Below are 22,510 nucleotides of genomic sequence, written 5' to 3'. Positions count from 1 at the left end.
CGAAGGCTGGTGTCCATGGGTGGCCGGGACAAGCCCTAGACCATCCCCGCCTTGCGGAGCGCCTGGTACGAGCGGATGACCCGCTGCAGGCGGTGTTCGCCCGAGCGGTCGCCGTTGTTGGCGTCGGGATGCAGCTTGCGCACCAGCTCGGTGTAGCGGGCGCGGATCTTCGGGCCGTCGGCGTCGTCGTCGAGGTCCAGGTCGGCCAGGGCATTGCGCTCGATCTTGCCCAGCTTGCGGCCTTCCGGCTCGGGCCGGCGCGCCTGCGCCCCGCCGCCGCCGAACATGTTGAACGGGTCGCGGTAGCCCTGGCCGGAGCCGAACCTGGCGGTGAAGGCGGCGCTCTCGCGGCTCATGCGGCCGGCCTTCATCTCCCAGGTGGGGCGGCCGCCGGTCATCATCTCCTCCTGCTGGCGGCGGCGGACCTCGGCCTCCGGCAGGCCGGCGAAGAAGTTCCAGTTGCGATTGTACTCGGCCGCGTGCGGCTGGCAGAACCAGTAGTGCTCGTGCAGCAGGTCGCGCGCCTTGGGGGCCCGCGCGGTGGCGGGCCGGCGGCAACCGGGGTGGTCGCAGGCGCGCTCGCCCGGCTTCAGCGCGTTGACGTCCTCGCCGCTGTCGTCGTTGTCCGACGGCGGCCGCACGCGGATATCCACGAACTTGGGCTTATATTGAAACGCGCCGGGCATGGGCCAAGTATGAGGCGCAGAAACTTCCGTACAAGAATTGAAGGTGTCGGCGATGGGCGCCATATTTGATGCGATCCAGGACAAGCTGACGGCGGCCTTCCAGCCCACACGGCTGGAGATCGTCGACGACTCGCACCGGCATGCGGGCCATTCCGGCGCGCGCGAAGGCGGCGAGAGCCATTTCAACGTGACGATCGAGGCCGCGGCGTTTTCGGGGACGCCCCGGGTGGCCCGCCAGCGCATGGTCCACCGCGCCCTGGCCGAGGAACTGGCCGGCCCGCTGCACGCGCTCTCGGTCAAGGCGCTGGCGCCCGGAGAGGCGTGACCTAAACTCCGCCCATCCCCGCATGCGCGGGGATGGGCGGGTGAGAAGCATGGAGGGGACGGGTTGCGCACGACCATCACCGTCAACGGCGAGGCGCGGTCGCTCGATCTCGACCCGCGAACGACCCTGCTCGACGCCCTGCGCGAGCACCTGAAGCTCACCGGGGCCAAGAAGGGCTGCGACCACGGGCAGTGCGGCGCCTGCACGGTCCTGGTGAACGGCGTGCGGATCAACGCCTGCCTGTCGCTGGCCGTCATGCATGACGGCGACGAGGTCATCTCCATCGAAGGCGTGGGCACGCCCGACAGGCTGCATCCCGTGCAGGTGGCGTTCCTGAACCAGGACGCGTTCCAGTGCGGCTACTGCACGCCCGGCCAGATCTGCTCGACGCTCGGCCTGCTGGCCGAGCTGGAGGCGGGGCATCCCAGCCAGGAGACCGCGCCGGGCGCCAAGCCGGAGTTCACGGGCGACGAGATCCGCGAGCGGATGAGCGGGAACATCTGCCGCTGCTCGGCCTACCCGCAGATCGTGGCGGCCATCCGCCAGGCCGCGGAGCAGATGGCATGAAGCCGTTCACCTACGAGCGGGCCGAGAGCCCGGCGGCCGCCGCGAAGGCCGCGGCTCTGACAAAGGGCGCGCGCTTCATCGCCGGGGGCACGAACCTTCTGGACCTGATGAAGCTGGAGATCGAGCAGCCGACGCACCTGATCGACGTCGGCCGCCTGCCGATGGCGGCGATCGCGCCCACGCCCGAGGGCGGCCTCACGATCGGGGCGGCGGCCACCAACACCGCCGTCGCGGCCCACGCCGACGTCCGCGCGCGCTATCCGGTGCTGTCGCAGGCGATCCTGGCGGGCGGCTCCCCGCAGTTGCGCAACAAGGCCAGCGTCGGCGGCAACCTGCTCCAGCGCACCCGCTGCGCCTACTTCTACGACGCCTCCAAGCCCTGCAACAAGCGGGCGCCCGGCTCGGGTTGCGGGGCGCTGGAAGGCCTGAACCGCAACGCCGCGATCTTCGGCGCCAGCCAGGCCTGCATCGCCACCCACACCTCGGACATGGCCGTGGCGCTGGCGGCGCTGAACGCCCGCGTCGAGACGATCTCGCCGTCGGGCGACACCCGTTCGATCCCGCTCACGGACCTGCACCGCCTGCCCGGCGACATGCCCCACGTCGAGACCGTCCTCGTGCCCGGCGAGCTGATCACCGCCGTGACTCTCCCGCCGCCGCCTGTGGGCGGGCAGGCCTACCGCAAGGTGCGCGATCGCGCCTCCTACGCCGGCGGCCTGGCCAGCGTGGCGGTGGCCGGCGGCGACCTGGCGCTGGGCATGGTGGCGCTGAAGCCCTGGCGCGCCGCCGGCGCCGAGCGCGCGCTCAGGGCCGGCGCGTCGCCCGCCGAAGCCATGGCCGCGGAACTGGAGGGCGCGAGCCCACGGGGGCGCAACGACTTCAAGATCCCCCTGGTCGCCCGGCTGGCCACGGCCGCCATCCACGAAGCGAACGGGAGGGGCGCATGAGCTCGGTCGCCGACTGGGAAGCCACGCCCAATCCGGTCAAGACGAACCGCGCCGGCCTGATCGGCAAGCCCGTCGACCGCTACGAGGGCCCGCTCAAGGTCACCGGCACGGCGCCCTACGCCTACGAGGTCCAGCCGCCGTCGCCGCCGGCCTATGGCGTGATGATCGGGGCCGAGATCGCGGTCGGCCGCGTCACCGGCGCCGACCTCGCCGCCGCCCGGGCCGCGCCGGGCGTCCTGGCCGTCTGGACTCACGAGAACGCCCCCGCCCAGCCGCCCAGGGGGACCAAGGCCCACCCGCGCAGCTCGGCCGGCTCGCGGCCGGCGCTGGACGGCGACCGCGTCACCTACTGGGGCCAGCCGGTGGCCTTCGTCGTGGCCGACACCCTGGAGAACGCGGTCGCCGCCGCCCACCTCGTGAAGCTGAGCTATGCCCCCGAGACGCCGAACGTCGACTTCCACGGCCGCCTGATCGACGGCGTCGATCCGCCCGGCGAGAAGGACGTCGAGGTCGGCGACTTCGAGGCCGGCTTCAAGGCCTCGCCGGTGCAGGTGGACGAGACCTGGACCACGCCCATCCAGAACCACTGCCAGATGGAGCCCTGCGCCTCGCTGGCCTGGTGGGAGGGGCCCGACCGCTGCATCGCCCATACTTCGGTCCAGATGGTGAAGCCCGCCCAGCACGGGCTGGCCGAGACGCTGGGCATCGACCGCGACGGCGTCCACCTGATGACCCGCTACATCGGCGGCGGCTTCGGCGGGAAGGGCCAGACCTACGACGACCTGACGCTGGCGGCGCTGGCCGCCCGCGAGCTGGGCCGCCCCGTGAAGGTGGCCTTCACCCGCCAGCAGATGATGCACGGCACGATCCACCGGCCGGCGACGCTCCAGCGCGTGCGCCTGGGGGCGGAGAAGGACGGGCGGCTGAACGCGTTTTCGATCATGACCTGGACGCACTGCCACTCGGACGGCGCGTTCACCGAGCACGCCTCGAACTTCGCCCGCGCCCTCTACGCCGCGCCGAACCGGCTGACGGGCCACCGCCTCGTGAAGCTGGACTTGCCGCATGCCGGGCCGATGCGGGCGCCGGGCGAGGCCTCGGGCACCATGAGCCTGGAAGTGGCCATGGACGAGCTGGCCGAGAAGCTCGGCATGGACCCGGTGCAGCTCAGGATCGTCAACGAGCCGCCGGTCGACCCCGAGAACGGCCGCCCGTTCTCGCAGCGCCAGCTCGTGCGCTGCCTGCAGGAGGGCGCGCAGCTCTTCGGCTGGGACCGCCGCCTGCCGCAGCCGGGCCAGGTGCGTGACGGCCGCTGGCATGTGGGCCTGGGCATGGCCGCCGCCATCCGCGGCAACTTCCTGCTCCCCGCCAAGTGCAGCTTCTCGGTCGACGCCGAGGGGACCATCACGGTGCGCCAGGGGATGACCGACATCGGCACCGGCACCTACACGGTCCTGGCCCAGATCGCCGCCGAGACCCTGGGCGTGCCGCTGGGCAAGGTGGTCGTCGAGATCGGCGACAGCGAGCTGCCGCCCGCCCCGGGCTCCGGCGGCCAGTTCGGCGCGGCCACGGCCGGCTCGGCGGCGCTGGCGGCGGGCGTGAACCTGCGCCGCGCCGTCGCCGAGCTCGCGGTCGGCGACGCGGGCTCGCCCCTCCATGGCGGCGATCCCGAGGCCGTCACCTTCCAGGATGGCGTGATCGCGCTGGAGAACCGCTCCGAGACGCTGTCGGACCTCATCCGCCGCACGCGCCCCGAGGGCCTGACGGTGGAAGGCGAGATCCGCCCCGCCCAGGATGCGCAGCGCTGGAGCACCCAGACCTACGGCGCCCACTTCTGCGAGGTCGGCGTCGACGTGGTCACCGGCGAGGTGCGTGTGCGGCGCATGCTGGGCGTGTTCGCCGCCGGCCGGATCCTCAACGCCAAGACCGCCAGGAGCCAGCTCACCGGCGGCATGATCTGGGGCGTCGGCGCGGCGCTGACCGAGGGCAATGCGGTCGACCCGCGCTACGGCTCGCTGATCGCCCAGGACCTCGCGCAGTACCTCGTGCCCGCCCACGCCGACATCGGCGACCTCGACGCGATCATGCTGGACGAGGTGGACGACAAGGCGAACCCCATGGGCATCAAGGGCGTGGGCGAACTCGGCAACTCCGGCGCCAGCGCCGCCGTGGCCAACGCCATCCACAACGCCGTGGGCGTGCGCGTGCGGGACTATCCCATCACCCCCGACAAGCTGCTGGCGGCGCTGATGGCCAGGGGGCTGTGAGCCGCTTCCGCACCCATCCCTTGTCATCCCGCCACCGCTGTCATCCCGGTCTTCGCCTGGGGCGAAACCGGGATGACAAGGGGTAGGTTGGGGGCCGGTCCCTGACAGGCCGCCGGGCGGCTACGGAAGCGGGGGAAGGGGCTGTGGCGCTAGTTGCGCGTCTTCAGTTCGCCCAGCACGCGCGCCAGGTCGCCCTCGCGGAAGGGCTTCTGCAGCACCGGCGAGCCGCGATCCACCTCCCTGAGCCCCGCGTCGCCATAGCCCGTGGCGAAGGCGAACGGCGCACCCTTCTCACGCAGCAGGTCGGCGAGCGGGAAGATGGGCTGGCCGCCCAGGTTCACGTCCAGCACCGCGCAGTCCAGTTCGGCTTCCCTGGCCAGCTCCATGGCCTCGTCCAGCCGCGAGGCCGGGCCGACGACGGTGCAGCCGAGATCGCTCAGCATGTCCTCGATCAGCATCGAGACCATCATCTCGTCCTCGACCACGAGGACCCGCAGGCCCTCCAGGTTCGACTGGGCGCTCATCGCAAGTACTCCGGCACCTTGGGCGTTTGGGGGGACTTCGAGCCCAATGTGGGAATCTCTAGAGGAAGTGCGGCGGGTTGTCGCGGGCGCCATTGCAACACGTTCTGCCTATCGGTGATCGCCCCGGCCGTAGCCGGGAGCCCCTCACAGGCGACAACGGCCAAGCTTGACCCCGGTTCCCGCCGCGGCCGCATGCGCTCACGCGCCGCACCGGATGCGACGGGGCGTCTTCGTGATTGCGAAACCAAATCGCGCGAAAACCCGTACGCGTTGGTTGAGGCGTTGAGTTCATGTTCGACTTCACCGTGCGGGCCCGAAGCGGCCACTGGGTCCTGCAGGACGCCGAAAGCGGCGACCTAGGCGCCTACGACACCTGCGACGAGGCGCTGGCCGCGGCCGGCGACTGGATGCGCCTGATCGACATGCCCTGGCCGGTGCTGGTGTGCGACGCCGACGGCGAGTGGGACCAGACGCTGGTGGAGCCCACACGGCCGCACTGAGCGGGCGCCCGCATTACGCGGTGTTAAAGTATTAAGTCGCCGTAATTTTCTTAAATCGACGTCATTACTCCCTATTCACGGGATTTCACCCGGGTCCGGAAGTATTCGTTCTCTCGCCGGCGGACAACACCGTCGGGCAGCACAACCGCTCCAGAGGGAACACCACGATGACCAAGATGAACCTCGCTTCCCGTATCTCCGGCGTCGCCATGCTGGCGCTCGCGGCCCTCCCCATCGCCGCGCTCCCCGCTTCGGCCCTCGCCGCCACCACCGTGAAGGTGGCCGACATCAACCTCCTGACCCCCGAAGGCGTCGCCACCTACCAGCAGCGTTCCGACGCCGCGGCCCGCAAGTTCTGCTCCCCCGAACGCACGGTCGCCGCCCGCCAGAGCTGCAAGACCGGCGTGAAGGTCGAGCTCGACGAGAAGCTGGGCGCCCTGCGCACCGCTCGCCTCGAGCACGCCTCCCAGACCCTCGCCGCCCGCTGAGCTCTCCCTTCGAGGCGGATGTGCGAAGACGGGCTCAGGGCCGCCCCAGCCCTGAGCCCAATTCGCAGGCGCCCCGGCCGCCGATCAGGCGGCGTCGACCAGGACGACTTCGGCGTCCTCGAGGGCCCGGACCCTCAAGACCTCCTCATCCCTGACCGCCGCGCCGTCGCGGGCGTCCAGACGGACCCCGTTGACCTCCACGGCGCCGGTCGCCGGCACCAGATAGGCGTGCCGAGCCTTGCCCAGCACATACTCGGTCGTCTCGCCGGCCTTGAGCGTCGCCCCCGCCACCCGCGCATCGGTGCGGATCGGCAGCGCGTCGTCGTCGCCGGCGATGCCGCTGGCCAGGGTCACGAACCTCCCGGCGCGGTCGCCCTTGGGGAAGGGCTTGGCGCCCCAACTGGGCTTGCCGCCCGTCGTGGAAGGCTCGATCCAGATCTGGAACAGCGTCGTGGTCTCGGGCTCCAAGTTGTACTCGGCGTGGCGGATGCCGCTGCCGGCGCTCATCACCTGCACGTCGCCCGCTTCGGTCCGGCCCTGGTTGCCCAGGCTGTCCTGGTGGGTGATCGCGCCCTTCCGGACGTAGGTGACGATCTCCATGTCGGCGTGCGGGTGCGGCGGGAATCCGGAATTGGGCGCGATCTCGTCGTCGTTCCACACCCGGATCGGACCCCAGCCCATGTTGTCCGGGTCGTGGTAGCTCGCGAACGAGAAGTGGTGGCGGGCCTTCAGCCAGCCGTGGTCGGCGCCGCCCAGGCGCGCGAAGGGCCTCTTGTCGATCATCGGTTCGTCTCCCTGCGACACGCATCGCGTCGCGTTCGGGACCGAAGATAGGTTCGCCGCTCCGGAGATAAATCCGGCCGAACGCAGAAGATTGTTGCCGGACTGGAAGCGATGCGGCGAAGCTGACCCACGGCTGGCGAGACCTTTCAGCGGCGGTTCATTACGGTCCCGCTTCTCTGGCCCGGCAACATCCTGTGGAGGCTGACCCCCATGACCAAGACCCTCTTCGCCGCCGCCCTGGCCGTCGCGGCCCTTGCCGGCGCCGCCGAAGCCCAGCCCTATCGCGGCGGCTCGGCCACGCTCTATTCGCTGCCGAACTTCCAGGGCCAGTCGGTGACGATCACCCAGTCGACGCCCGACCTCGGCAAGTGGCGCTTCAACGACCGCGCCCAGAGCGCGCGCTTCGACGGCCGCTGGCTGATCTGCGAGCACGACAACTTCAAGGGGCGCTGCCAGGAGGTGCGCGGCGACGTCGCCAACCTGCACACCTACGGCCTGATGGCCCAGGTCTCCTCGCTGGAGCCGGCCGGCGGCGGGCGGCCCGGCGGTCCGGGCGGCCCCGGTCCCGGCCCAGGGCCGGGTCCCGGCTTCCCGAGCGGCGGATCGCGCGGCGTCGACGGGACGGCCACCGTCTTCTTCCCGCGGCCGACGGTGCGCGGGATCGACGTGGCGGCGGGCGACCGCGGGGCCAACGCCTTCTGCCGCAGCCAGGGCCTGGGCCGCGCCGTGTTCTTCGACTCCAGCGCCCGCGCCAACCAGGCCATCGGCCCCGAGGGCCAGCTCATCGGCCGCAGCGACGTCCTGCGCGACCTGCTCTGCCGCAGGTCTTGACGAGCATCCGGCCCTCCTGCCCCTCTGCGGGCGGGAGGGCCTTCGCATGCTTCATGGACTGACTGCCGCCGCCGTGCTGCTCGCGGGCGCCGCGCCCGCGCCCGACTGGCGGCCGCTCGATCCCGAGAACACCCTCGTCGTCTCGACGACCCAGGGCCAGGTGGTGGTCGAACTGCGGCCCGAGTTCGCGCCGAAGGGCGTGGAGCGGGTCAAGCTGCTGGCCCGCGAGCACGTCTACGACGGCCTGCAGTTCCACCGGGTTATCGACGGCTTCGTCGCCCAGACCGGCAACCCCGACAACCGCGACGGCGGGACGTCGAAGCATCCCGACCTGCCGCCCGAGTTCAGCTTCCGCCTCGACCCCGCCGTCGCCACGGTGGTCGTCGACCGCAGCGACGCGCGCGAGGGCTTCGTGGGCGCGACGCCGTTCCAGGCGGTCTCGGCGGGCGAGCAGCAGAGCCGCGGCGACGCCCGCCTGCGCGGCTGGGGCGCCTATTGCCCGGGCGTGATGGGCATGGGCCGCCAGGCCGACCCCGGCACCGCCAACGCCGAGATCTTCTTCATGCGCGCCCCGGCGCGGCGCCTCGACCACGAGTACACGGTGGTGGGCCGCATCGTGTCGGGCCTCGAGGCGGTGAACGCCGTGGCCGTCGGCGAGCCGCCGAAGGTCCCGGACCTGATGCTGAAGGTGCGCGTGATGGCCGACCTGCCCGCGGCCGAGCAGCCGCGGCTGGAGGTGCTGAACGAACGCGGGGCGGCGTTCCGCGAGGCCATGGCCGACCTCAAGCGCCTGAAAGGGGCCGACTTTTCGATCTGCGACGCGCCGGTGAGGATCCGTCCGCCGCCAGGCTAGTGCGACGATGCGCGCAATTGTTGAGCTCCCGCCCGCTCAGTACATGTGGTTGCAGGGAACCGGGACCGTCGTATGCGTTTCGAAGTGGTGGAAGAGGCGGACGAGTGGATCGTCCGCAGCGAAGGCTGTGAACTGGCCCGCTACGGCGACCAGGACACGGCCCTCCATGACGTGGCCGACCGCCTGCGCAACGCCGACTCCAGGGCCCCCGCCGGCCTGTCGGTGCGCTACCAGACCAGGACCGCCTGACCTCGCCTATTGCCCGACGCCGCCGGCGCGGGCCAGATCGCGCCACGTCCCCGGCGGAGCGCGGCCTTGAAGTTCCTCAAATCCCTGAGCGTCCAGGTGCTGATCGCGCTGGCGGCGGGTCTCGTGGTCGGCGCGGCGGCCGCGGCCTACGGCGGGCCGGACGCGACCCGGGCCATCGAGAGCGTCGAGGCGCTGGGCGGCCTGTGGCTGAACGCCCTGCGCATGACGGTCGTGCCGCTGATCTTCGCGGTGCTGGTGACGGGGATCGCCCAGGTCTCCGACGCCGCCGCGACCGGACGGCTCGCCGTGCGCGCGGTGCTCTGGTTCACGGGCCTGCTGGTGCTCTCGGCGGTGACGTCGATCCTGGTGACCAACGGCGTACTGGCGCTGTGGCCGGTGAGCGAGGCCGCCTCGGCCGCCCTGCGCGCCGGGGCCCAGGCGCCGCCGGCCGGCGCGCCGACCGCGCCCGACTTCGCCGCCTGGGTGAGGAGCCTCGCGCCGTCGAACCCGATCAAGGCCGCCAGCGAGGACGCGGTCCTGCCGGTGGTGGTGTTCGCCGTCTTCACCGGCTTTGCGCTGACCCGCCTGCCCGACGGCCGCGGCCGCGCCCTGATCGACGTCTTCCAGGCGCTGGGCGAGGCGATGATCGTGGTGGTGCGCTGGGTGTTGGCGGTGGCGCCCGTCGGCGTCTTCGCCCTGGGCCTCGGCGTCGGCCTGCGCGCCGGCGTCGGCGCGGCGGGCGTGCTGGGCCAGTACATCGTCACCGCCGCCTTCGCGGGGCTCGTCATCACCGTCATCGGCTACGGGCTGGCGATCACGGTCGGCCGCGTGCCCCTCGGCCGCTGGGCGCGGGCGACCGCGCCGGTGCTGGCGACGGCCTTCGCCACCCAGTCCTCGCTCGCCTGCCTGCCCGCGATGATCGAGCGCAGCCGCGACGACCTGGGCATCCCGCCGCGGATCGCGGGCCTCGTCCTGCCGCTGGCGGTGGCGATCTTCCGCTTCACCAGCCCGGCGGTGAACCTGGCCGTCTGCGTCTTCGTGGCCAAGGTCTACGGGATCGAGCCCACGGCGCTGCAGTACGCCGGCGCGGTGCTGGTCGCCCTGGCGGTGGCGGTGGGCTCGGTGGGCCTGCCCGGGCAGGTGTCGTTCATCGTCAGCGTGGCGCCGATCTGCCTCGCGCTGGGCCTGCCGATCGACCTCCTGCCGATCCTGCTGGCCGTCGAGGTCGCCCCCGACATCTTCCGCACCCTCGGCAACGTCACCGGCGACATGGCGGTGACGGCGATCGTGGCCAGGGGCGAGCCTGCCTCCCCCGTCGCGATGGGGGAGGTAGACGGCGCCTAGCCAAGCCCGACCGGTTCCGGCAGGTTCGCCCGCCATGGCGAATGAACCGTTCTTTCGAAAAGAGGGCGACCTCTTCCTCCCCACCCGCGCCGGGATCGGCCCGTGGACCGCGGACTCCCTGCACGGCCGGCTGATCATCGGCCTGCTGGGCGCCGAGATCGAGCGCCAGTACCGCACGCCCGAGTACATGCCGGCGCGCCTGACGGTCGACATGTACCGGCTGCCCGACCTGTCGCCGGTCGAGGTGGTGACCCGCGTGGTCAAGGACGGCTACCGCATCAAGGTGGTCGACGCCGAATTCATCTCGGGCGGCCAGAGCGCCGGGCGCGCCACCTGCCAGCTCCTGCGCAGGACCGGGAACGCGCTCGGCAAGGTCTGGGCGCCCGACAACTGGGATGCGCCCAAGCCCGCCGACATGCCGCCGCCGGAACAGCGGCCCATGGGCGGCATGTGGGACATGCGCCGCATCGCCGGCGACTTCGGCGTCCCCGGCCACCCGCGCCGCGTCTGGATGGCCGAGGTCCGCGACCTGGTGGAAGGCGAGCCCTTCACGCCCTTCGCCCGCGTCGCCACAGCCGCCGACTTCGTCAGCCCCTTCGCCAACTCCGGCGACCAGGGGCTGGGCTACATCAACTCGGACGTCACCATCTATCTGCACCGCGAGCCTGTGACCGACTGGGTGGGCTTCGACGTCACCGGCCACGGCGCCACCGACGGCGTCGCCATCGGCGAATGCCGCCTCTACGACGAGCAGGGCGTGATCGGCGCCGCGAGTTGCACCGCCCTCGCGCAGAAACGGAAGGTGAGCTAACCGGCGGGCATGTTCGACACGCTGCCCCGCCCGGAGGTCCAGGGCCTCCGCATGTCCCGGATCCGCGAGGTGGCCAACGCCGGCCTCGGGCGGAACGACATCCTGGCCTTCTGGTTCGGCGAGTCCGACCAGCCGACGCCCGACTTCATCCGCGAGCCCGCGGCCCGGGCCCTGCTCGACGGGCGCACCTTCTATACCCACAACCTCGGCCGCGCCGACGTGCGGGACTCGCTGTCCGGCTACCTGACCCGCCTGCACGACGCGCCCATCGGCGTCGGGCGCGTGGCCGTCACCAGCGCGGGCGTCAACGCGATCCAGCTCGCCGCCCAGCTCGTGGTGTCGCCGGGCGACCGCGTCGTCGAGGTGGGGCCGATCTGGCCGAACGTGCCCGAGATCCCGAAGATCCTGTCGGCCAGCGTCGAGATGGTCCCGCTGGAGCCGGCGCAGGGCCGCTGGCGGCTCGACCTCGACCGGCTGGTCGACGCGCTGACGCCGGGCACGAAGGCGCTGGTGATCAACTCGCCCAACAACCCGACCGGCTGGATGATCCCGGCCGAGGACCGCGCCGCCATCCTGGAGCGGTGCCGCCGGCTCGGCGTCTGGCTGATCTGCGACGACGTCTACGAGCGGCTCACGTTCGACCGCCCGACCGCGCCCTCGTTCCTGCCGCTGACGACGCCCGAGGACCGGATCATCGGGACCAACAGCTTCTCCAAGGCCTGGCGCATGACCGGCTGGCGGCTGGGCTGGATGGTCGTGCCGCCGAAGCTGATGGACGGGCTGGGCGTCCTCATCGAGTACAACACCTCCTGCGCGCCGGGCTTCGTGCAAGAGGGCGCGAAGGCCGCGCTGGACCACGGCGACAGCTATGTGGCCTCGGTCCGCGCCGAGCTCGTGGCCGCCCGCGACCAGGTGCTGAGCGCCCTGCGCGCCATGCCGGGCGTCGAGGCGCCCCGGCCGGACGGCGGCTTCTACGCCTTCTTCCGCGTCGAGGGCTGCACGGACTCGCTCGCGCTCTGCAAGGACATGATCGACAAGGTCGGCCTGGGCCTCGCGCCGGGCTCGGCTTTCGGCGAGGAGGGCGAGGGCTGGATCCGCTGGTGCTTCGCCGCGCGGCCCGGGAAGAACGCCGCCGGGCTCGAACGCCTGGCGACCTACCTCGCGAGCCGGTAGGCGGCGAAGGCCAGCAACGCCCCCTGCACCGCGAAGATCGCCCAGAGCGAGGTGCGGAACGGCTCCTTCCTCGTCTTGTGACGCAGGATCTGCTGGGCGGCCATCGCGGCCGGCGTCCCGCCGAAGGCGGCCAGCATCAGCAGGCGCCGCTCGGGCACGCGCCAGGCGCGCCGCTCGGCGGCCCGCTTGTCCAGCGCGAAGGCGGCGTAGGTCAGGCCGTTGATGGCGACCAGATAGGCCACGGCGATCTCGAACATCGCCGTGAGGCTAGACGCGGCAGGGTTCGCGAAGCGTGAAGCCTCAGCCCGCCGGCGTCGGCGGAGTCTCGGCGGCGGGCGCTTCGGGGGGCGCTTCGGCCGGCTCGTCGGTGGCCGACGGTGGCGGGGCTTCGCCCTTCGGCGCGTTGGCCTTGAGCGCCGTGCCCATCAGTTTCGAGCGCTGCTCCAGTTGCGCCGCGACGCGCTCGCAGCGCACCGGCAGCGCCCAGCTCATCCATTCCTGCGCCTTGCGCGCCTTGGTGACGTCGGGGCCGGTGGTCCAGCTCATCCGGCCCGCGCGGACGGCGGCGGCGCCCTGGACGTTGAGCGGACGCACCGAGGCCTTCTCCGCGGCGGTCAGGGCGGCCTGGAAGGCCTTCAGCTTGGCCTGGCCGTCCTTCTGCATGTCGGCGTAGACCTTGAGGTCGTCCTTCAGGCTGGAGCCGGGCTTGCGGAACTGGCTCTCGATCCGGGTCACCTCGGGCATCATCTCGTCGTGCATGTCGAGGTAGCCGCGCAGGCTGCCGTAGCACCACGCCACGAACTGGTAGTCGTCCCTCGGCGCGCCGGTCGGCAGGCGATCCTCCTCGACGGCCGGCGCGGGCTCGGCGGGCGGCGCGGCGGTCGCGGCCGGGTCTTGCGCGAACAGGAGGAAGGCGAGGGCGAGCGGCGTCATGGAAGTCCTTGTGACCGGTGATCTTGTCAGCTTTGCGCCGGGTTCAGGCCACCCGGCCGAAACCGCCGCCTCCGGGCGTCTCGATCTCGATGGCGTCGCCAAGCTCCACCGTAACGGAGAAGCAGCCGGGAAGTTCATTCGCCTGGCCTGACGCCTTGATCAAGCGCTGCCGGCCCGGTTTTCCCGGACCGCCGCCGGCCAGGCCCTGGGGCGCGTGCTCGCGGCGCGACGACAGAAGGGCGGCCTCCATCGGCGCGAGGAACCGGATGCGCCGCACCGCTCCGTCGCCGCCGCGCCTGGCGCCCGCGCCGCCCGAGCCGCGGCGGACGCCGAACGCCTCCACCCGCACCGGGAAGCGCCGCTCCAGGATCTCCGGGTCGGTCAGGCGCGAGTTGGTCATGTGGATGTGGACGGCGCTGGCCCCGTCGGCGGCGGCGGTCGCGCCCGCGCCGCCGCAGAGGGTCTCGTAGTACTGCCGCTGCTCGTCGCCGAAGGTGAAGTTGTTCATCGTGCCCTGGCCGTTGGCCATGACGCCCAGCGCCGCATAGAGCGCGTCCACGATGTGCTGGCTGGTCTCCACGTTGCCGGCGACGACGGCGGCGGGCGGGTTGGGCGCCAGCAGCGAGCCCGGCCGGGTGATGACCTTGAGCGGCTCCAGGCAGCCGGCGTTGAGCGGGATGTCGTCGTCCACGAGCGTGCGGAAGACGTAGAGCGCCGCCGCGTCGACGATCGCCGAGGGGCCGTTGAAGTTCGAGCCGAGCTGGTCCGATGTGCCGGTGAAGTCGAGGGTGGCGGTCCGCGCCTGCGTATCCACCGTCGTGACGACCGCGATCTCGCCGCCGCCGTCGAGGGGCGTGGACGCCGCCCCGTCGTGCAGCCGGCCGACCGCGCGGCGCACCGCCTCGGCGGCGTTCTGCTGCACGAAGCCCATGTAGCGGGCCACCGCCTCTGCGCCGTAGGTCCGGATCATCCCGGCCACCGCCGCGCCGCCGGCCTGGCACGAGGCGACCTGGGCCTTCAGGTCGGCGAGGTTGCGCTCGGGCGCGCGGGCGGGCCAGCGCCCCTCGGCGAGGGCGGCGCGCACCTCGGCGTCCAGGAATCGGCCCCCGCGCATGATCGGAAGGGCGTCCAGCATGACGCCCTCCTCGTCGATGGTGTGCGAGAAGGGCGGCATCGAGCCGGGCTGGATTCCGCCCACGTCGGCGTGGTGCCCCCGCGCGGCGACGTAGAAGCTGGCCTGCGTATCGCCGTCCGCCATGAACACCGGCATGACGACCGTGATGTCGGGCAGGTGGGTGCCGCCGGCGTAGGGGTTGTTGAGCGCGAAGGCCTGGCCAGGCCTCAGGTTCGGATGGCGGTCGCGGACGGCCCGTACGCTGGCGCCCATCGAGCCGAGGTGGACCGGCATGTGCGGCGCGTTCGCCACCAGCCCGCCGTCGGCGTCGAACAGCGCGCACGAGAAGTCGAGCCGCTCCTTGATGTTCACCGAATGCGCGGTGCGCTCCAGCGCCGCCCCCATCGCCTCGGCCACGCCCATGAAGCGCCGGTTGAACAGCTCCAGCGTGACCGGGTCGGCCCTGTCGAGCGCGATGACCTGGCGAGCGGCGGCTGCGGTGCGTGTGAGGCGGATCAGGCCGTCGTCGCCGGCGGCGGCGCGCCAGCCGGGCAGCACCGCGATCTGCGTGTCGGCGCGGACGACGAGCGCGGGCCCGTCGATTTGCGTCAGGGCTTCGGCCGCGATGACGGGCGCCTCATGCCAGGCGCCGAGTGCGTACATCTCAACCCGCTCATCCCCGCGCATGCGGGGACCCAGACTTCCTTGTGCGACGTTCGGGCCATCCTCGGGCGAGGAAGAAGATAAGCCTGGGTCCCCGCATGCGCGGGGATGAGCGGTGTTGGAGGTGGCTTCCGCCTCCACCGCCGCGATCAGGATCGGGCGCTCCGGCTCGATGAAGCCGAAGAGGCGCTGGTGGGCCTGCTCGAAGGCAGCCCTGGCCGTCGCCACGTCCGACAGCGCCACCGGCAACTCCGCATCGGCCCCGTCGTAGCGCAGGCGCAGCGTCCGCCGGACCGCGCCCGTCTCCGCACCCTGCGCCGCCATGTCGGCCCGCACGTCGGCCTCCAGGCCCGCGAGCGCCGCCTCCGCCGCCGTCAGCCCGCCGGCCAGCGGAAGATCGACGCCCGCCTGCCGCAGCGCCGACACCTGCGCCTGCCCGATCCCCCAGGCCGACAGCACCGAGCCGTACTTCGGGCACAGCACCTCGTCCACGCCCAGCGCCTCGGCGGTCTGGCACGCCACCTGCCCGGCCGCCCCGCCGAACGCCACCAGCGCATGCTCGCGCGGATCGAAGCCGCGCTCGGTGGAGATGCGCCGCACGGCCTGCGCCATCTGCTCGACCGCCACGGCGACGAAACCCTCCGCCGCGGCCTCCACGCTCGCGCCCATCGCCTGCGCCAGCGCCGCCAGCCGCGCCCGGCTCGCCGCCGGATCGAGCGCCGCGTCGCCCGCAGGCCCGAACACGCTCGGGAAGAACCGCGGGTCCAGCCGCCCCAGCACGAGGTTCGCGTCCGTCACCGCCGCCGGCCCGCCGCGGCCGTAGCACGCCGGCCCCGGATCGGCGCCGGCGCTCGCCGGGCCCGCCCGTGCGCGCATCCCGTCGAACGCCAGGATCGAGCCGCCGCCCGCCGCCACCGTCTCCACGTCCAGCATCGGACTGCGCAGCTTCACGCCCGCCACCTTCGCTGCATCGCGCCGCTCCAGCGCGCCCGCGAACCGGCAGACGTCCGTCGACGTGCCGCCCATGTCGAAGCCCAGCACCGCCGCCGCGCCCGCCGCCTCCGCCGTCCGCGCCACGCCCACCACGCCGCCCGCCGGCCCCGAGACCACCGCGTCGCGCCCCCGGAACGCCTCGGCGCGCACCAGCCCGCCCGCCGAAGTCATGAAGTAGAGCGGCGCGCCGGCCACCGCGTCGGCCACGCGGCGCACATAGGCCTGCAGCACCGGCGTCAGGTACGCGTCGGCCACCGTCGTCTCGGCCCGCGGCACGAAGCGGGGGAGGGGCGACACCTCGCTCGACAGCGCCACGAAGCCGAACCCGGCCGCCCGCGCGATCTCGCCCGCCGCCCGCTCGTGCGCCGGGTTGAGGTCGGCGTGCAGGAAGGCGATCGCCGCGGAGGTGAAGCCCTCGGCCACGGCGGCCTCCAGCTTGGCCCACAGCGCGCGCCCGTCGAACGGCGTCACCACCGACCCGTCGGCCGCCAGCCGCTCGCGCGCCTCGGCCACGCCCGCGTACAGCGGCGCCGGCTTCTCGATGTTCAGCGCGAACAGGTCCGGCCGCGCCTGGTCGCCGATGACCAGGGCGTCGGCGAAGCCCTCGGTCGTCACGAACAGCGTCTTCGCCCCGCGCCGCTCCAGCAGCGCGTTGGTCGCCACCGTCGTGCCCATCTTGATCGCCTCGACGCGCGCGGCGGGGAAGGGCGCCCCGGCCTCCGCCCCGAGGATCCGCCGCATGGCCTCCACCGCGGCGTCCGGATAGGCCGGCGAGGCCGACAGCAGCTTCAGCGACACCTCCGCGCCGTCCGCCGCGCGCCCGATCACGTCGGTGAAGGTCCCTCCGCGGTCGATCCAGAAGGAGAAGCGTCTGTCCAAAACTCGACCCATGGGAATGACTGTCGCGCGTTCGCCGCGGCCTTGGGCATGCCATAGCGAAATGAGCTTCCGGCGCAAAACCCATGAGCGCTTTTGCGACCGGCCGACTCCACGAAACGGCGCGTGGCGCGGCCCCAGGCCCCGCCGAGGCCGCCGGGGGTCAGGGTACGAGCTCCAGGACCGGCCGCCCGGCGAGCTCGAGCCGGATGCGCCCCCGCGCCGGACGCACCAGCCGCACCGGCGCCTCGCGCTCGTCGAGGCGGCGGCGCAGGAGGATGAGCCGGGTCTCCAGATTGTCCTTGAGCTCCGGCAGCCGGAGCGTGCTGTCCAACCGGACCTCGCGGTTGGTGAAATCCTGCCGTCCCGTCTCCGCGGCGACGGTGAGGAAGTGGAAGAGGAGCCGGCCCGGAACCCCCTTGATGATGTAGGCGTCGTCGATGAACAGGCTGTCGTCGTGCGTGTGATAGCGCACGTGGAAGCGGGTCCCGGCGATATCTTCCTCGGCGGGGAGGAGGGCCGCCAGCGGCTCACGCGCCTCGAGCTCGGCCAGGCGGAGGCTGGCGGCCAGTTGGACGCCCACGAGGCTGAGCGCATCCTCGTCCTCGGGCGTGAAGGCGAAGCGTTTCGCCGCCTCCGCGAACAGCACGCCGAACAGCTCGCCGCGGGACACGACGGGCGCGGCGAGCTGGCTCTGGGCGGATGCGAGGCCCGGCAGGGGAATGAGGCGGGCGGTGTCGAGGTCGGCGACATTGCGCACCGCCGCGGCGAGGCGATGGCCGCGGCTGACGTCGTTGAAGCGGATCGCCTGGCGATGGGCTGCGGCGATCCCGATCGCGCCGTCCCCCAGGGCGACCTCGGCGCCGGCGCCCTCCCGGTCGTAGCCGCGGCTGCCCAGCGTGCTCAGGCGCTGGGTCGCGGGGTCGAAGACGAGCGCCATCACGGCCTCGAATCCCAGATCCCGGACCAGGCCGTCCAGGGCGCTGTCGAGCACGGCGTCCGCCTCCGGGCTGGCGGCGATCCGCGCCGTGAGCCGTGCGGCGCCCGCCAGCCTCGCGCCGGCGGGACTGGCGCTGCGGACCGGCCCGGGCGGCGCCGGCGCATGGACCGCGCGGCGGCCCGTCACCCGATAGACCTCCGCGCTCCGCAGGCGCATCACCTCCGGAAGGCCGTGCTGGCTGCTGATCGCGGCCAGTTGCGCGCTCATGCGGTCGTAGACATCGCCGTGGGCCAGCGAACCGACGTGCAGCACGTCCAGCATGTGCTGTGCGCCGGTCCGGCCGCTCACCACCATGACCGTGGCGCGCCCGGTCGCCTGCACGTTCGCCGCGGTCTTCGAGAAGAACTGGTTCGAGAGCGCGATGTGCTGCGGGTCGACCAAGTGTACCTGCGACAGGTAGGAGACGTTCGGAACCCCCTCGCCGTCCAGGGTCGCGACCGCCGCCGGGATGACGCCCTCGAAGCAGTCCTGCAGGTCGTCGAGCTCGATCGTCATGCGTCGGGGCGGGCCAGGACCTGCCCGGCGCCGTCGCCGGGCGTCTGGTCGAAGACGACGGAAGGCCGCATGTGCAGCGCCGCCAGCGGCTCGAGGTCCACCCACTGGTCGATCTGGGGCTGCAGGATGCCCAGCCGCAGCAGTTCCGCGCCCATCGCGGAGCGGTAGGCCGTCGCGCGCGCGTCGGCCGCGGCGTCGCCCGGCATCCGGCTCAGCAAGGGGCCCTTGACCTGGACGGCGCGATAGTCGGACGGACGCACGAAGGTCAGGGCGACGGTGTCCCCCGGCGCCAGGCCGCCGAGGGCCTCCGCCCACTGGCGTGCGCCGACCTGGACGTGCAGGTCGCCGTCGTCCTGCACCCGGCACCCGAGCACGCGCGCGATGGCCGGCCGCCCCTCGGCGGTGCGCGAGGCCATGAGGATCATCACCGGACCCTGCAGAAACCGCACCAGTTCAGGGTCCAGCACGCCGCGCCCTCCGCCTGCGCCGTCTTTTAGGAAACGCGATCCGGCTTAGGAAGGTTTTAGGATGAGGCGCCCGGCGATGGCGCCTAGTGAGCAGGTCCTCGACGCAACGCAGGGGACCTCCGATGACGACGCCGCACTTCATGACCGCCGCAGAGCGCGGCCGCTGGGACATCTATGGCCCGATCCACAAGGGCCTGCGCCTCGCGCACGGCGCGCTGCTCCACCGCCTCGGCGCGGCGGACTTCGCGTCCAGCCCGCCTCATCGCCTGCTGGCCGACCTGCGCGCGCACCTGGCGCTGGCCGCCCGGCATCTCGCGCACGAAGACACCGTGATCCATCCCGCCCTCGAAAGCCGGGCGCCGGAGGCCGCCGCGGGCGTCGACGACGACCACGCCCACCACAAGGCCCGGCTCGCGGTGCTGGAGAGCGCGATCCGCGGGATCGAGCACGCCGCGGCCGCTGACCGGGCCGCGCTCGGCCGCGGCCTCTACCTGGCCTTCTCGACCTTCGTCGCGGAGGACCTGGCCCACATGGGCCGCGAGGAGACGGAGATCTGGCCGCGCCTGTGCGACCTCTTCTCGGACGATGAACTCGCCGCGCTGGAAATGACCATCGTCGCCAGCCTGAGCCCCGCGGACAACATCGCCTTCATGCGGATCATGCTGCCGGCGATGAACCGCGCCGAGCGCAGCGCCCTGCTCACCGCCATGAAGTCCGGCGCGCCGCCGGAGGCCTACGCCGCGGTGATCGAGCAGGCCGCCCGGCCGACCCTGGCGCCCGCCGACATGTCCCACCTCAGCGAGCTCGGCCTCGCGGCCTGAGCGGACGCGGCCCACCCCAACGACCCTGGAGACGACAGACATGACCCGATCGATCCTGAGCCCCGCCCTCGGCGTGGTCCTGGCCGCCCTCCTCGGCGGCTCCGCCGCCGCGGCGACCCGCATCGTCAACTTCACGCTGGCCCCCGACGTGGCGTCGGGCGAGTTCTCCTACGACGCCGACCTGACCGGCGTGATCGGCTACGAGGACCTGGCGAGCTTCTCGCTTGTGTTCGCAGGGACGGGCCACGGCTACGACCTGGCGTTCGTGCGGTCCGGCGACTTCTCCGCCTACCGCGGGTTCGGCTTCGACACCGCCTCCCTGACCTTCGTCACCACGGCGGCCGGCGGCTCGACGCAGATCATGAGCGCGATCAGGAACGGCTTCGGCGACGGCTTCTTCATCCGCGACGACGACGGCGGCCACGCCGCCACCGACTACGCCGACGGGCTCGAGCTCGCGTTCGACAGCCTTCAGATCACCTCGCGGCTCGTCGGGGCGGCGGTTCCCGAGCCGGCGGCCTGGGCGTTGATGATCACCGGCTTTGGGCTCGCGGGGGCCGGCCTGCGCCGCCGGGGCGCCGTGTCCGCGGCCGGCGGCCCGGCGCGATCCGGCCGGCTTGCGTAGGTCCCCCGACCGCGGCTGGCCGCGCGCCCACAGTCCTCGCAACGCAACCCCAGCCCCCGGGAGTCCACAATGCGTCTTTCCCCCCTCGTCCTGGCCCTCGGCCTCCTGGCCGCCCCCGCCTCGGCCCAGGACACGCCGCAGAAGATGCTCGACATGGCCCGCCAGGTCCGCGCGCAGGCGGAGCAGTTGAGAGCCCATCTGTCGCCTGAGGACTACGCCGACATGCTCGCCCAGGCGGCGCAGATCGAGCAGGACGTGCGAGACGGCGGCTTCTCCGCGCCGGTCGCCCGGGAGCCGGTCACGCTGTCGAAGCGGATCGCCGACGCGCACCAGGGCCGCCTCGATTGGCTGGATGGCGAGGCCGCCTGCGTCGGCTACGGCTGGGAGAACCACCGGACCTTCGTATCGAACTATGGCGACCCCGAGCGCGACCGCCTCTGCCGCAAGGCCTTCGCGCATTTCGAAACCTATTTCCGGATAACCCGTGACGGCGCCGGCGCCGGCGAACCTCACCTCGCCGCCTACGACGAGGCCGCGCGGGCGGCCGTGGACTACTATGCCGCCAGGCGGCGCTAGCCCCTTATCCGACACTCGGCATGCGCCGCCTCCTCGCCGCGGGGTTGCGAATGGCGCGTCAGGTCGGATGTTGCGACGGCGCGGCCTCGAATCCCGGGCGTCCTTGTCCGTCGCGGTGGCTTTCGTCGCCGCGGCGTCCTACAACCCGGCCTGCGGGATCGCCCGCCCGTTGGGGTGATCCGCAGAAACACCGCGGAAGCCTGACGTGAATTATATATTTGAATCTGCTGACAAAATGAAACGGAGAGAGACCTCCTGAAACCGGCTTCCTCGTTCTGGCGCAAGATAGCTGGCCTTGCCGCGCGCAAGGTCGACGAAGCGGAATGCGACGTCTGCCCGCCCGGCCTGCCGGGCGAGGATCCCGCCTTCTCGACCGCGGTGACGGCCCTGGGCGCCAAGCTCGCCAAGGCCGACGGCGAGGCGCAGGCGGCCGAATACGACGCCTTCCACGCCATCTTCCAGGCCGAGCCGGGCAGCGAAGGGGCGATCCGCCGCCTCTACCAGCTCGCGCGGCAGACCACCCGCGGGTTCGAGGGCTATGCGCGGCGGCTGCGCAAGCGCTATGGCGCGTGCCCGCAATTGCTGGAGGACGTGCTGGACGGCCTTTTCCACATCGCCGCCTCCGACGGCGTGGTGACGGCGGACGAGCTCGCCTACCTCGAGCGCGTCGGCGAGCTCTTCGGCCTCTCGCCGCTGACCTTCCGCCGCCTGAAGGCCACGCACCTCGGCGCGGCCAACGACGACCCCTATGTGATCCTGGGCGTGGCCCCCGACGCCGGCGACGAGGCGGTGCGCGCCGCCTGGCGCAGCCAGCTCTCGGAAGCCCACCCGGACCGGGCCCGCGCCCGGGGCCTGCCGGCCGAGTTCGTCGAGGTGGCCGAGGCCAAGGCGTCGGCCATCAACGCCGCCTTCAGCACCATCCGGCGCGAGCGCGACGCGATCGCGCGCGCCGGCGCGGCATGAGCGCCCGATTTCGGCCGCGCGCCGCATCCGAGGTTGACGACGGGGACGGCTGTGCTGACATAGGTCTTTCACGGACGCCTCCGGCGCCGCTGAGGAGCTGAACGTTGGTCGGATCTGAGAGGGTCAGGGACTTCGCCGCGAACCCGGGCTCCGCCCTTCGCAGCCTTGCCGCCGTCGCCGCCACGCTCGCGACCGCCGCCGCGGTGGTCGTGGGGGCCGTCCTCGCCGTCTTCGCCGCCGCCACGGTGGCCGTGATCGCCATCGTGGGCTCGCTCCTGCTGGCGCTTTCGGGCCTCGCGCTCCGCGCCCGCCGCACCGTGCGCGCCCGCGCCCGCGGCAATGATGTCATCGAAGCCCGCCACCAGGGCGGCCACCACTGGGTGGCCTACGGCTGGAACGAGCGGCGCTAGCGGGCGTCTCGCCAATGGCCTTCCTCAAGAGGCTATGGTGGCTGGTCGTGGATAAGCCCAAGCCGCTCAGCGCGTTCCTCGCGCTTGTCGCATACATGTTCGCCATGGTGGCGATCGAGCAGACAGAACTCTGGTTCTGGACGGCGCTCCCGCTCTACTGGGCCTGGGTGTCTGCTGTCTGGTGGTGGCAAGCAAAGCGCGCGGGCGCGCTGAATGCGGATCCGAA

26 protein-coding genes are annotated in these 22,510 nt (G+C 72.4%); 18 read left to right on the top strand and 8 right to left on the bottom strand.

From position 1 onward, the window contains the following. Positions 1 to 35: 35 nt before the first annotated feature. Positions 36 to 686, bottom strand: coding sequence for a DnaJ domain-containing protein (locus KF737_RS18045; RefSeq protein WP_296458169.1), 651 nt, complete (start codon positions 684 to 686; stop codon positions 36 to 38). Between the two features lie 52 nt (positions 687 to 738). Here KF737_RS18045 and KF737_RS18040 point away from each other — a divergent pair, with 52 nt between their 5' ends. The 4 genes from KF737_RS18040 (at position 739) to KF737_RS18025 (ending at position 4,792) form a co-directional block, all read left to right on the top strand. Further along, positions 739 to 1,011, top strand: a complete 273-nt coding sequence (locus KF737_RS18040) for a BolA family transcriptional regulator (protein WP_296458166.1) — start codon at positions 739 to 741, stop codon at positions 1,009 to 1,011. A gap of 63 nt (positions 1,012 to 1,074) precedes the next feature. Further along, positions 1,075 to 1,578: a 2Fe-2S iron-sulfur cluster-binding protein gene (locus tag KF737_RS18035; protein WP_296458165.1), complete on the top strand. Its 504-nt coding sequence runs from the start codon at positions 1,075 to 1,077 to the stop codon at positions 1,576 to 1,578. Then, positions 1,575 to 2,525 carry a xanthine dehydrogenase family protein subunit M gene (locus tag KF737_RS18030; protein WP_296458162.1) on the top strand — a complete coding sequence of 317 codons (951 nt, stop codon included), beginning with the start codon at positions 1,575 to 1,577 and terminating at the stop codon, positions 2,523 to 2,525. Before KF737_RS18035 ends, KF737_RS18030 begins: the two co-directional genes overlap by 4 nt. Next, a complete protein-coding gene (locus tag KF737_RS18025; RefSeq protein ID WP_296458159.1) occupies positions 2,522 to 4,792 on the top strand; it encodes a xanthine dehydrogenase family protein molybdopterin-binding subunit in 2,271 nt (756 codons plus the stop codon). The genes KF737_RS18030 and KF737_RS18025 overlap by 4 nt, the downstream gene beginning before the upstream one ends. A gap of 149 nt (positions 4,793 to 4,941) precedes the next feature. On the opposite strand, the gene KF737_RS18020 is transcribed toward KF737_RS18025, so the two are convergent. After that, positions 4,942 to 5,316: a response regulator gene (locus KF737_RS18020; RefSeq protein ID WP_296458156.1), complete on the bottom strand. Its 375-nt coding sequence runs from the start codon at positions 5,314 to 5,316 to the stop codon at positions 4,942 to 4,944. Between the two features lie 290 nt (positions 5,317 to 5,606). On the opposite strand from KF737_RS18020, the gene KF737_RS18015 reads away from it, so the two are divergent. Together KF737_RS18015 and KF737_RS18010 are read left to right on the top strand one after the other, a co-directional pair. Further along, positions 5,607 to 5,816 (top strand): hypothetical protein, encoded by a 210-nt coding sequence (locus KF737_RS18015; protein WP_296458153.1) that lies wholly within the window; start codon positions 5,607 to 5,609, stop codon positions 5,814 to 5,816. A 167-nt stretch (positions 5,817 to 5,983) separates the two neighbouring features. After that, entirely contained in the window at positions 5,984 to 6,304 is a 321-nt protein-coding gene (locus KF737_RS18010; protein WP_296458150.1) for a UrcA family protein, read from the top strand. An 84-nt stretch (positions 6,305 to 6,388) separates the two neighbouring features. Here KF737_RS18010 and KF737_RS18005 read toward each other — a convergent pair whose 3' ends face one another. Beyond that, the gene (locus KF737_RS18005) at positions 6,389 to 7,087 is read right to left on the bottom strand and encodes a pirin family protein (RefSeq protein WP_296458147.1); all 699 of its coding nucleotides are present in this window, start codon (positions 7,085 to 7,087) and stop codon (positions 6,389 to 6,391) included. Between the two features lie 210 nt (positions 7,088 to 7,297). Here KF737_RS18005 and KF737_RS18000 point away from each other — a divergent pair, with 210 nt between their 5' ends. From KF737_RS18000 to KF737_RS17975, 6 genes are all read left to right on the top strand, one after another. Next, a complete protein-coding gene (locus KF737_RS18000; protein ID WP_296458144.1) occupies positions 7,298 to 7,918 on the top strand; it encodes a beta/gamma crystallin-related protein in 621 nt (206 codons plus the stop codon). A 46-nt stretch (positions 7,919 to 7,964) separates the two neighbouring features. Next, complete coding sequence (locus KF737_RS17995) at positions 7,965 to 8,771, top strand: peptidylprolyl isomerase (protein ID WP_296458143.1); 807 nt, start codon at positions 7,965 to 7,967, stop codon at positions 8,769 to 8,771. Positions 8,772 to 8,843: 72 nt separating this feature from the next. Continuing rightward, positions 8,844 to 9,020 carry a hypothetical protein gene (locus tag KF737_RS17990; protein WP_296458141.1) on the top strand — a complete coding sequence of 59 codons (177 nt, stop codon included), beginning with the start codon at positions 8,844 to 8,846 and terminating at the stop codon, positions 9,018 to 9,020. Positions 9,021 to 9,086: 66 nt separating this feature from the next. After that, positions 9,087 to 10,364 (top strand): cation:dicarboxylase symporter family transporter, encoded by a 1,278-nt coding sequence (locus tag KF737_RS17985; RefSeq protein ID WP_296458139.1) that lies wholly within the window; start codon positions 9,087 to 9,089, stop codon positions 10,362 to 10,364. A gap of 34 nt (positions 10,365 to 10,398) precedes the next feature. Next, positions 10,399 to 11,175 carry a thioesterase family protein gene (locus KF737_RS17980; RefSeq protein WP_296458136.1) on the top strand — a complete coding sequence of 259 codons (777 nt, stop codon included), beginning with the start codon at positions 10,399 to 10,401 and terminating at the stop codon, positions 11,173 to 11,175. Between the two features lie 9 nt (positions 11,176 to 11,184). Beyond that, a complete protein-coding gene (locus KF737_RS17975; RefSeq protein WP_296458134.1) occupies positions 11,185 to 12,348 on the top strand; it encodes a pyridoxal phosphate-dependent aminotransferase in 1,164 nt (387 codons plus the stop codon). Here the strand turns inward: KF737_RS17975 and KF737_RS17970 are convergent. The 5 genes from KF737_RS17970 to KF737_RS17950 all read right to left on the bottom strand — a co-directional run bounded on the left by KF737_RS17970 (position 12,330) and on the right by KF737_RS17950 (position 18,889). Continuing rightward, complete coding sequence (locus tag KF737_RS17970; RefSeq protein WP_296458131.1) at positions 12,330 to 12,605, bottom strand: DUF1294 domain-containing protein; 276 nt, start codon at positions 12,603 to 12,605, stop codon at positions 12,330 to 12,332. The two genes, KF737_RS17975 and KF737_RS17970, sit on opposite strands and share 19 nt — an antisense overlap. A gap of 43 nt (positions 12,606 to 12,648) precedes the next feature. After that, the gene (locus tag KF737_RS17965) at positions 12,649 to 13,281 is read right to left on the bottom strand and encodes a hypothetical protein (RefSeq protein WP_296458128.1); all 633 of its coding nucleotides are present in this window, start codon (positions 13,279 to 13,281) and stop codon (positions 12,649 to 12,651) included. A 43-nt stretch (positions 13,282 to 13,324) separates the two neighbouring features. After that, the gene (locus KF737_RS17960; RefSeq protein ID WP_367273249.1) at positions 13,325 to 16,930 is read right to left on the bottom strand and encodes a hydantoinase B/oxoprolinase family protein; all 3,606 of its coding nucleotides are present in this window, start codon (positions 16,928 to 16,930) and stop codon (positions 13,325 to 13,327) included. 160 nt (positions 16,931 to 17,090) lie between these two features. Beyond that, the gene (locus tag KF737_RS17955; protein WP_296458122.1) at positions 17,091 to 18,422 is read right to left on the bottom strand and encodes a GAF domain-containing protein; all 1,332 of its coding nucleotides are present in this window, start codon (positions 18,420 to 18,422) and stop codon (positions 17,091 to 17,093) included. After that, positions 18,419 to 18,889, bottom strand: a complete 471-nt coding sequence (locus KF737_RS17950; protein ID WP_296458119.1) for a pyridoxamine 5'-phosphate oxidase family protein — start codon at positions 18,887 to 18,889, stop codon at positions 18,419 to 18,421. The genes KF737_RS17955 and KF737_RS17950 overlap by 4 nt, the downstream gene beginning before the upstream one ends. A 122-nt stretch (positions 18,890 to 19,011) precedes the next feature. Between KF737_RS17950 and KF737_RS17945 the strand changes: the two genes are divergently transcribed. From KF737_RS17945 to KF737_RS17920, 6 genes are all read left to right on the top strand, one after another. After that, entirely contained in the window at positions 19,012 to 19,710 is a 699-nt protein-coding gene (locus tag KF737_RS17945) for a hypothetical protein (protein WP_296458116.1), read from the top strand. Between the two features lie 40 nt (positions 19,711 to 19,750). After that, positions 19,751 to 20,335, top strand: a complete 585-nt coding sequence (locus KF737_RS17940; protein WP_296458114.1) for a PEPxxWA-CTERM sorting domain-containing protein — start codon at positions 19,751 to 19,753, stop codon at positions 20,333 to 20,335. Between the two features lie 69 nt (positions 20,336 to 20,404). Continuing rightward, the gene (locus KF737_RS17935) at positions 20,405 to 20,911 is read left to right on the top strand and encodes a hypothetical protein (protein ID WP_296458112.1); all 507 of its coding nucleotides are present in this window, start codon (positions 20,405 to 20,407) and stop codon (positions 20,909 to 20,911) included. A gap of 255 nt (positions 20,912 to 21,166) precedes the next feature. Continuing rightward, positions 21,167 to 21,874: a DnaJ family molecular chaperone gene (locus KF737_RS17930; RefSeq protein WP_296458304.1), complete on the top strand. Its 708-nt coding sequence runs from the start codon at positions 21,167 to 21,169 to the stop codon at positions 21,872 to 21,874. A 104-nt stretch (positions 21,875 to 21,978) separates the two neighbouring features. Next, positions 21,979 to 22,284, top strand: a complete 306-nt coding sequence (locus tag KF737_RS17925; protein WP_296458109.1) for a hypothetical protein — start codon at positions 21,979 to 21,981, stop codon at positions 22,282 to 22,284. A gap of 14 nt (positions 22,285 to 22,298) precedes the next feature. Further along, positions 22,299 to 22,510: hypothetical protein (locus tag KF737_RS17920; protein ID WP_296458108.1), on the top strand; the 212-nt coding region annotated here is incomplete at its 3' end.

The sequence above is a fragment of the Phenylobacterium sp. genome (assembly GCF_019636135.1).
Lineage (GTDB): Bacteria > Pseudomonadota > Alphaproteobacteria > Caulobacterales > Caulobacteraceae > Phenylobacterium.
Note: the sequence above shows the minus strand (reverse complement) of the source record. Positions and strands in the feature narration are given on the sequence as shown.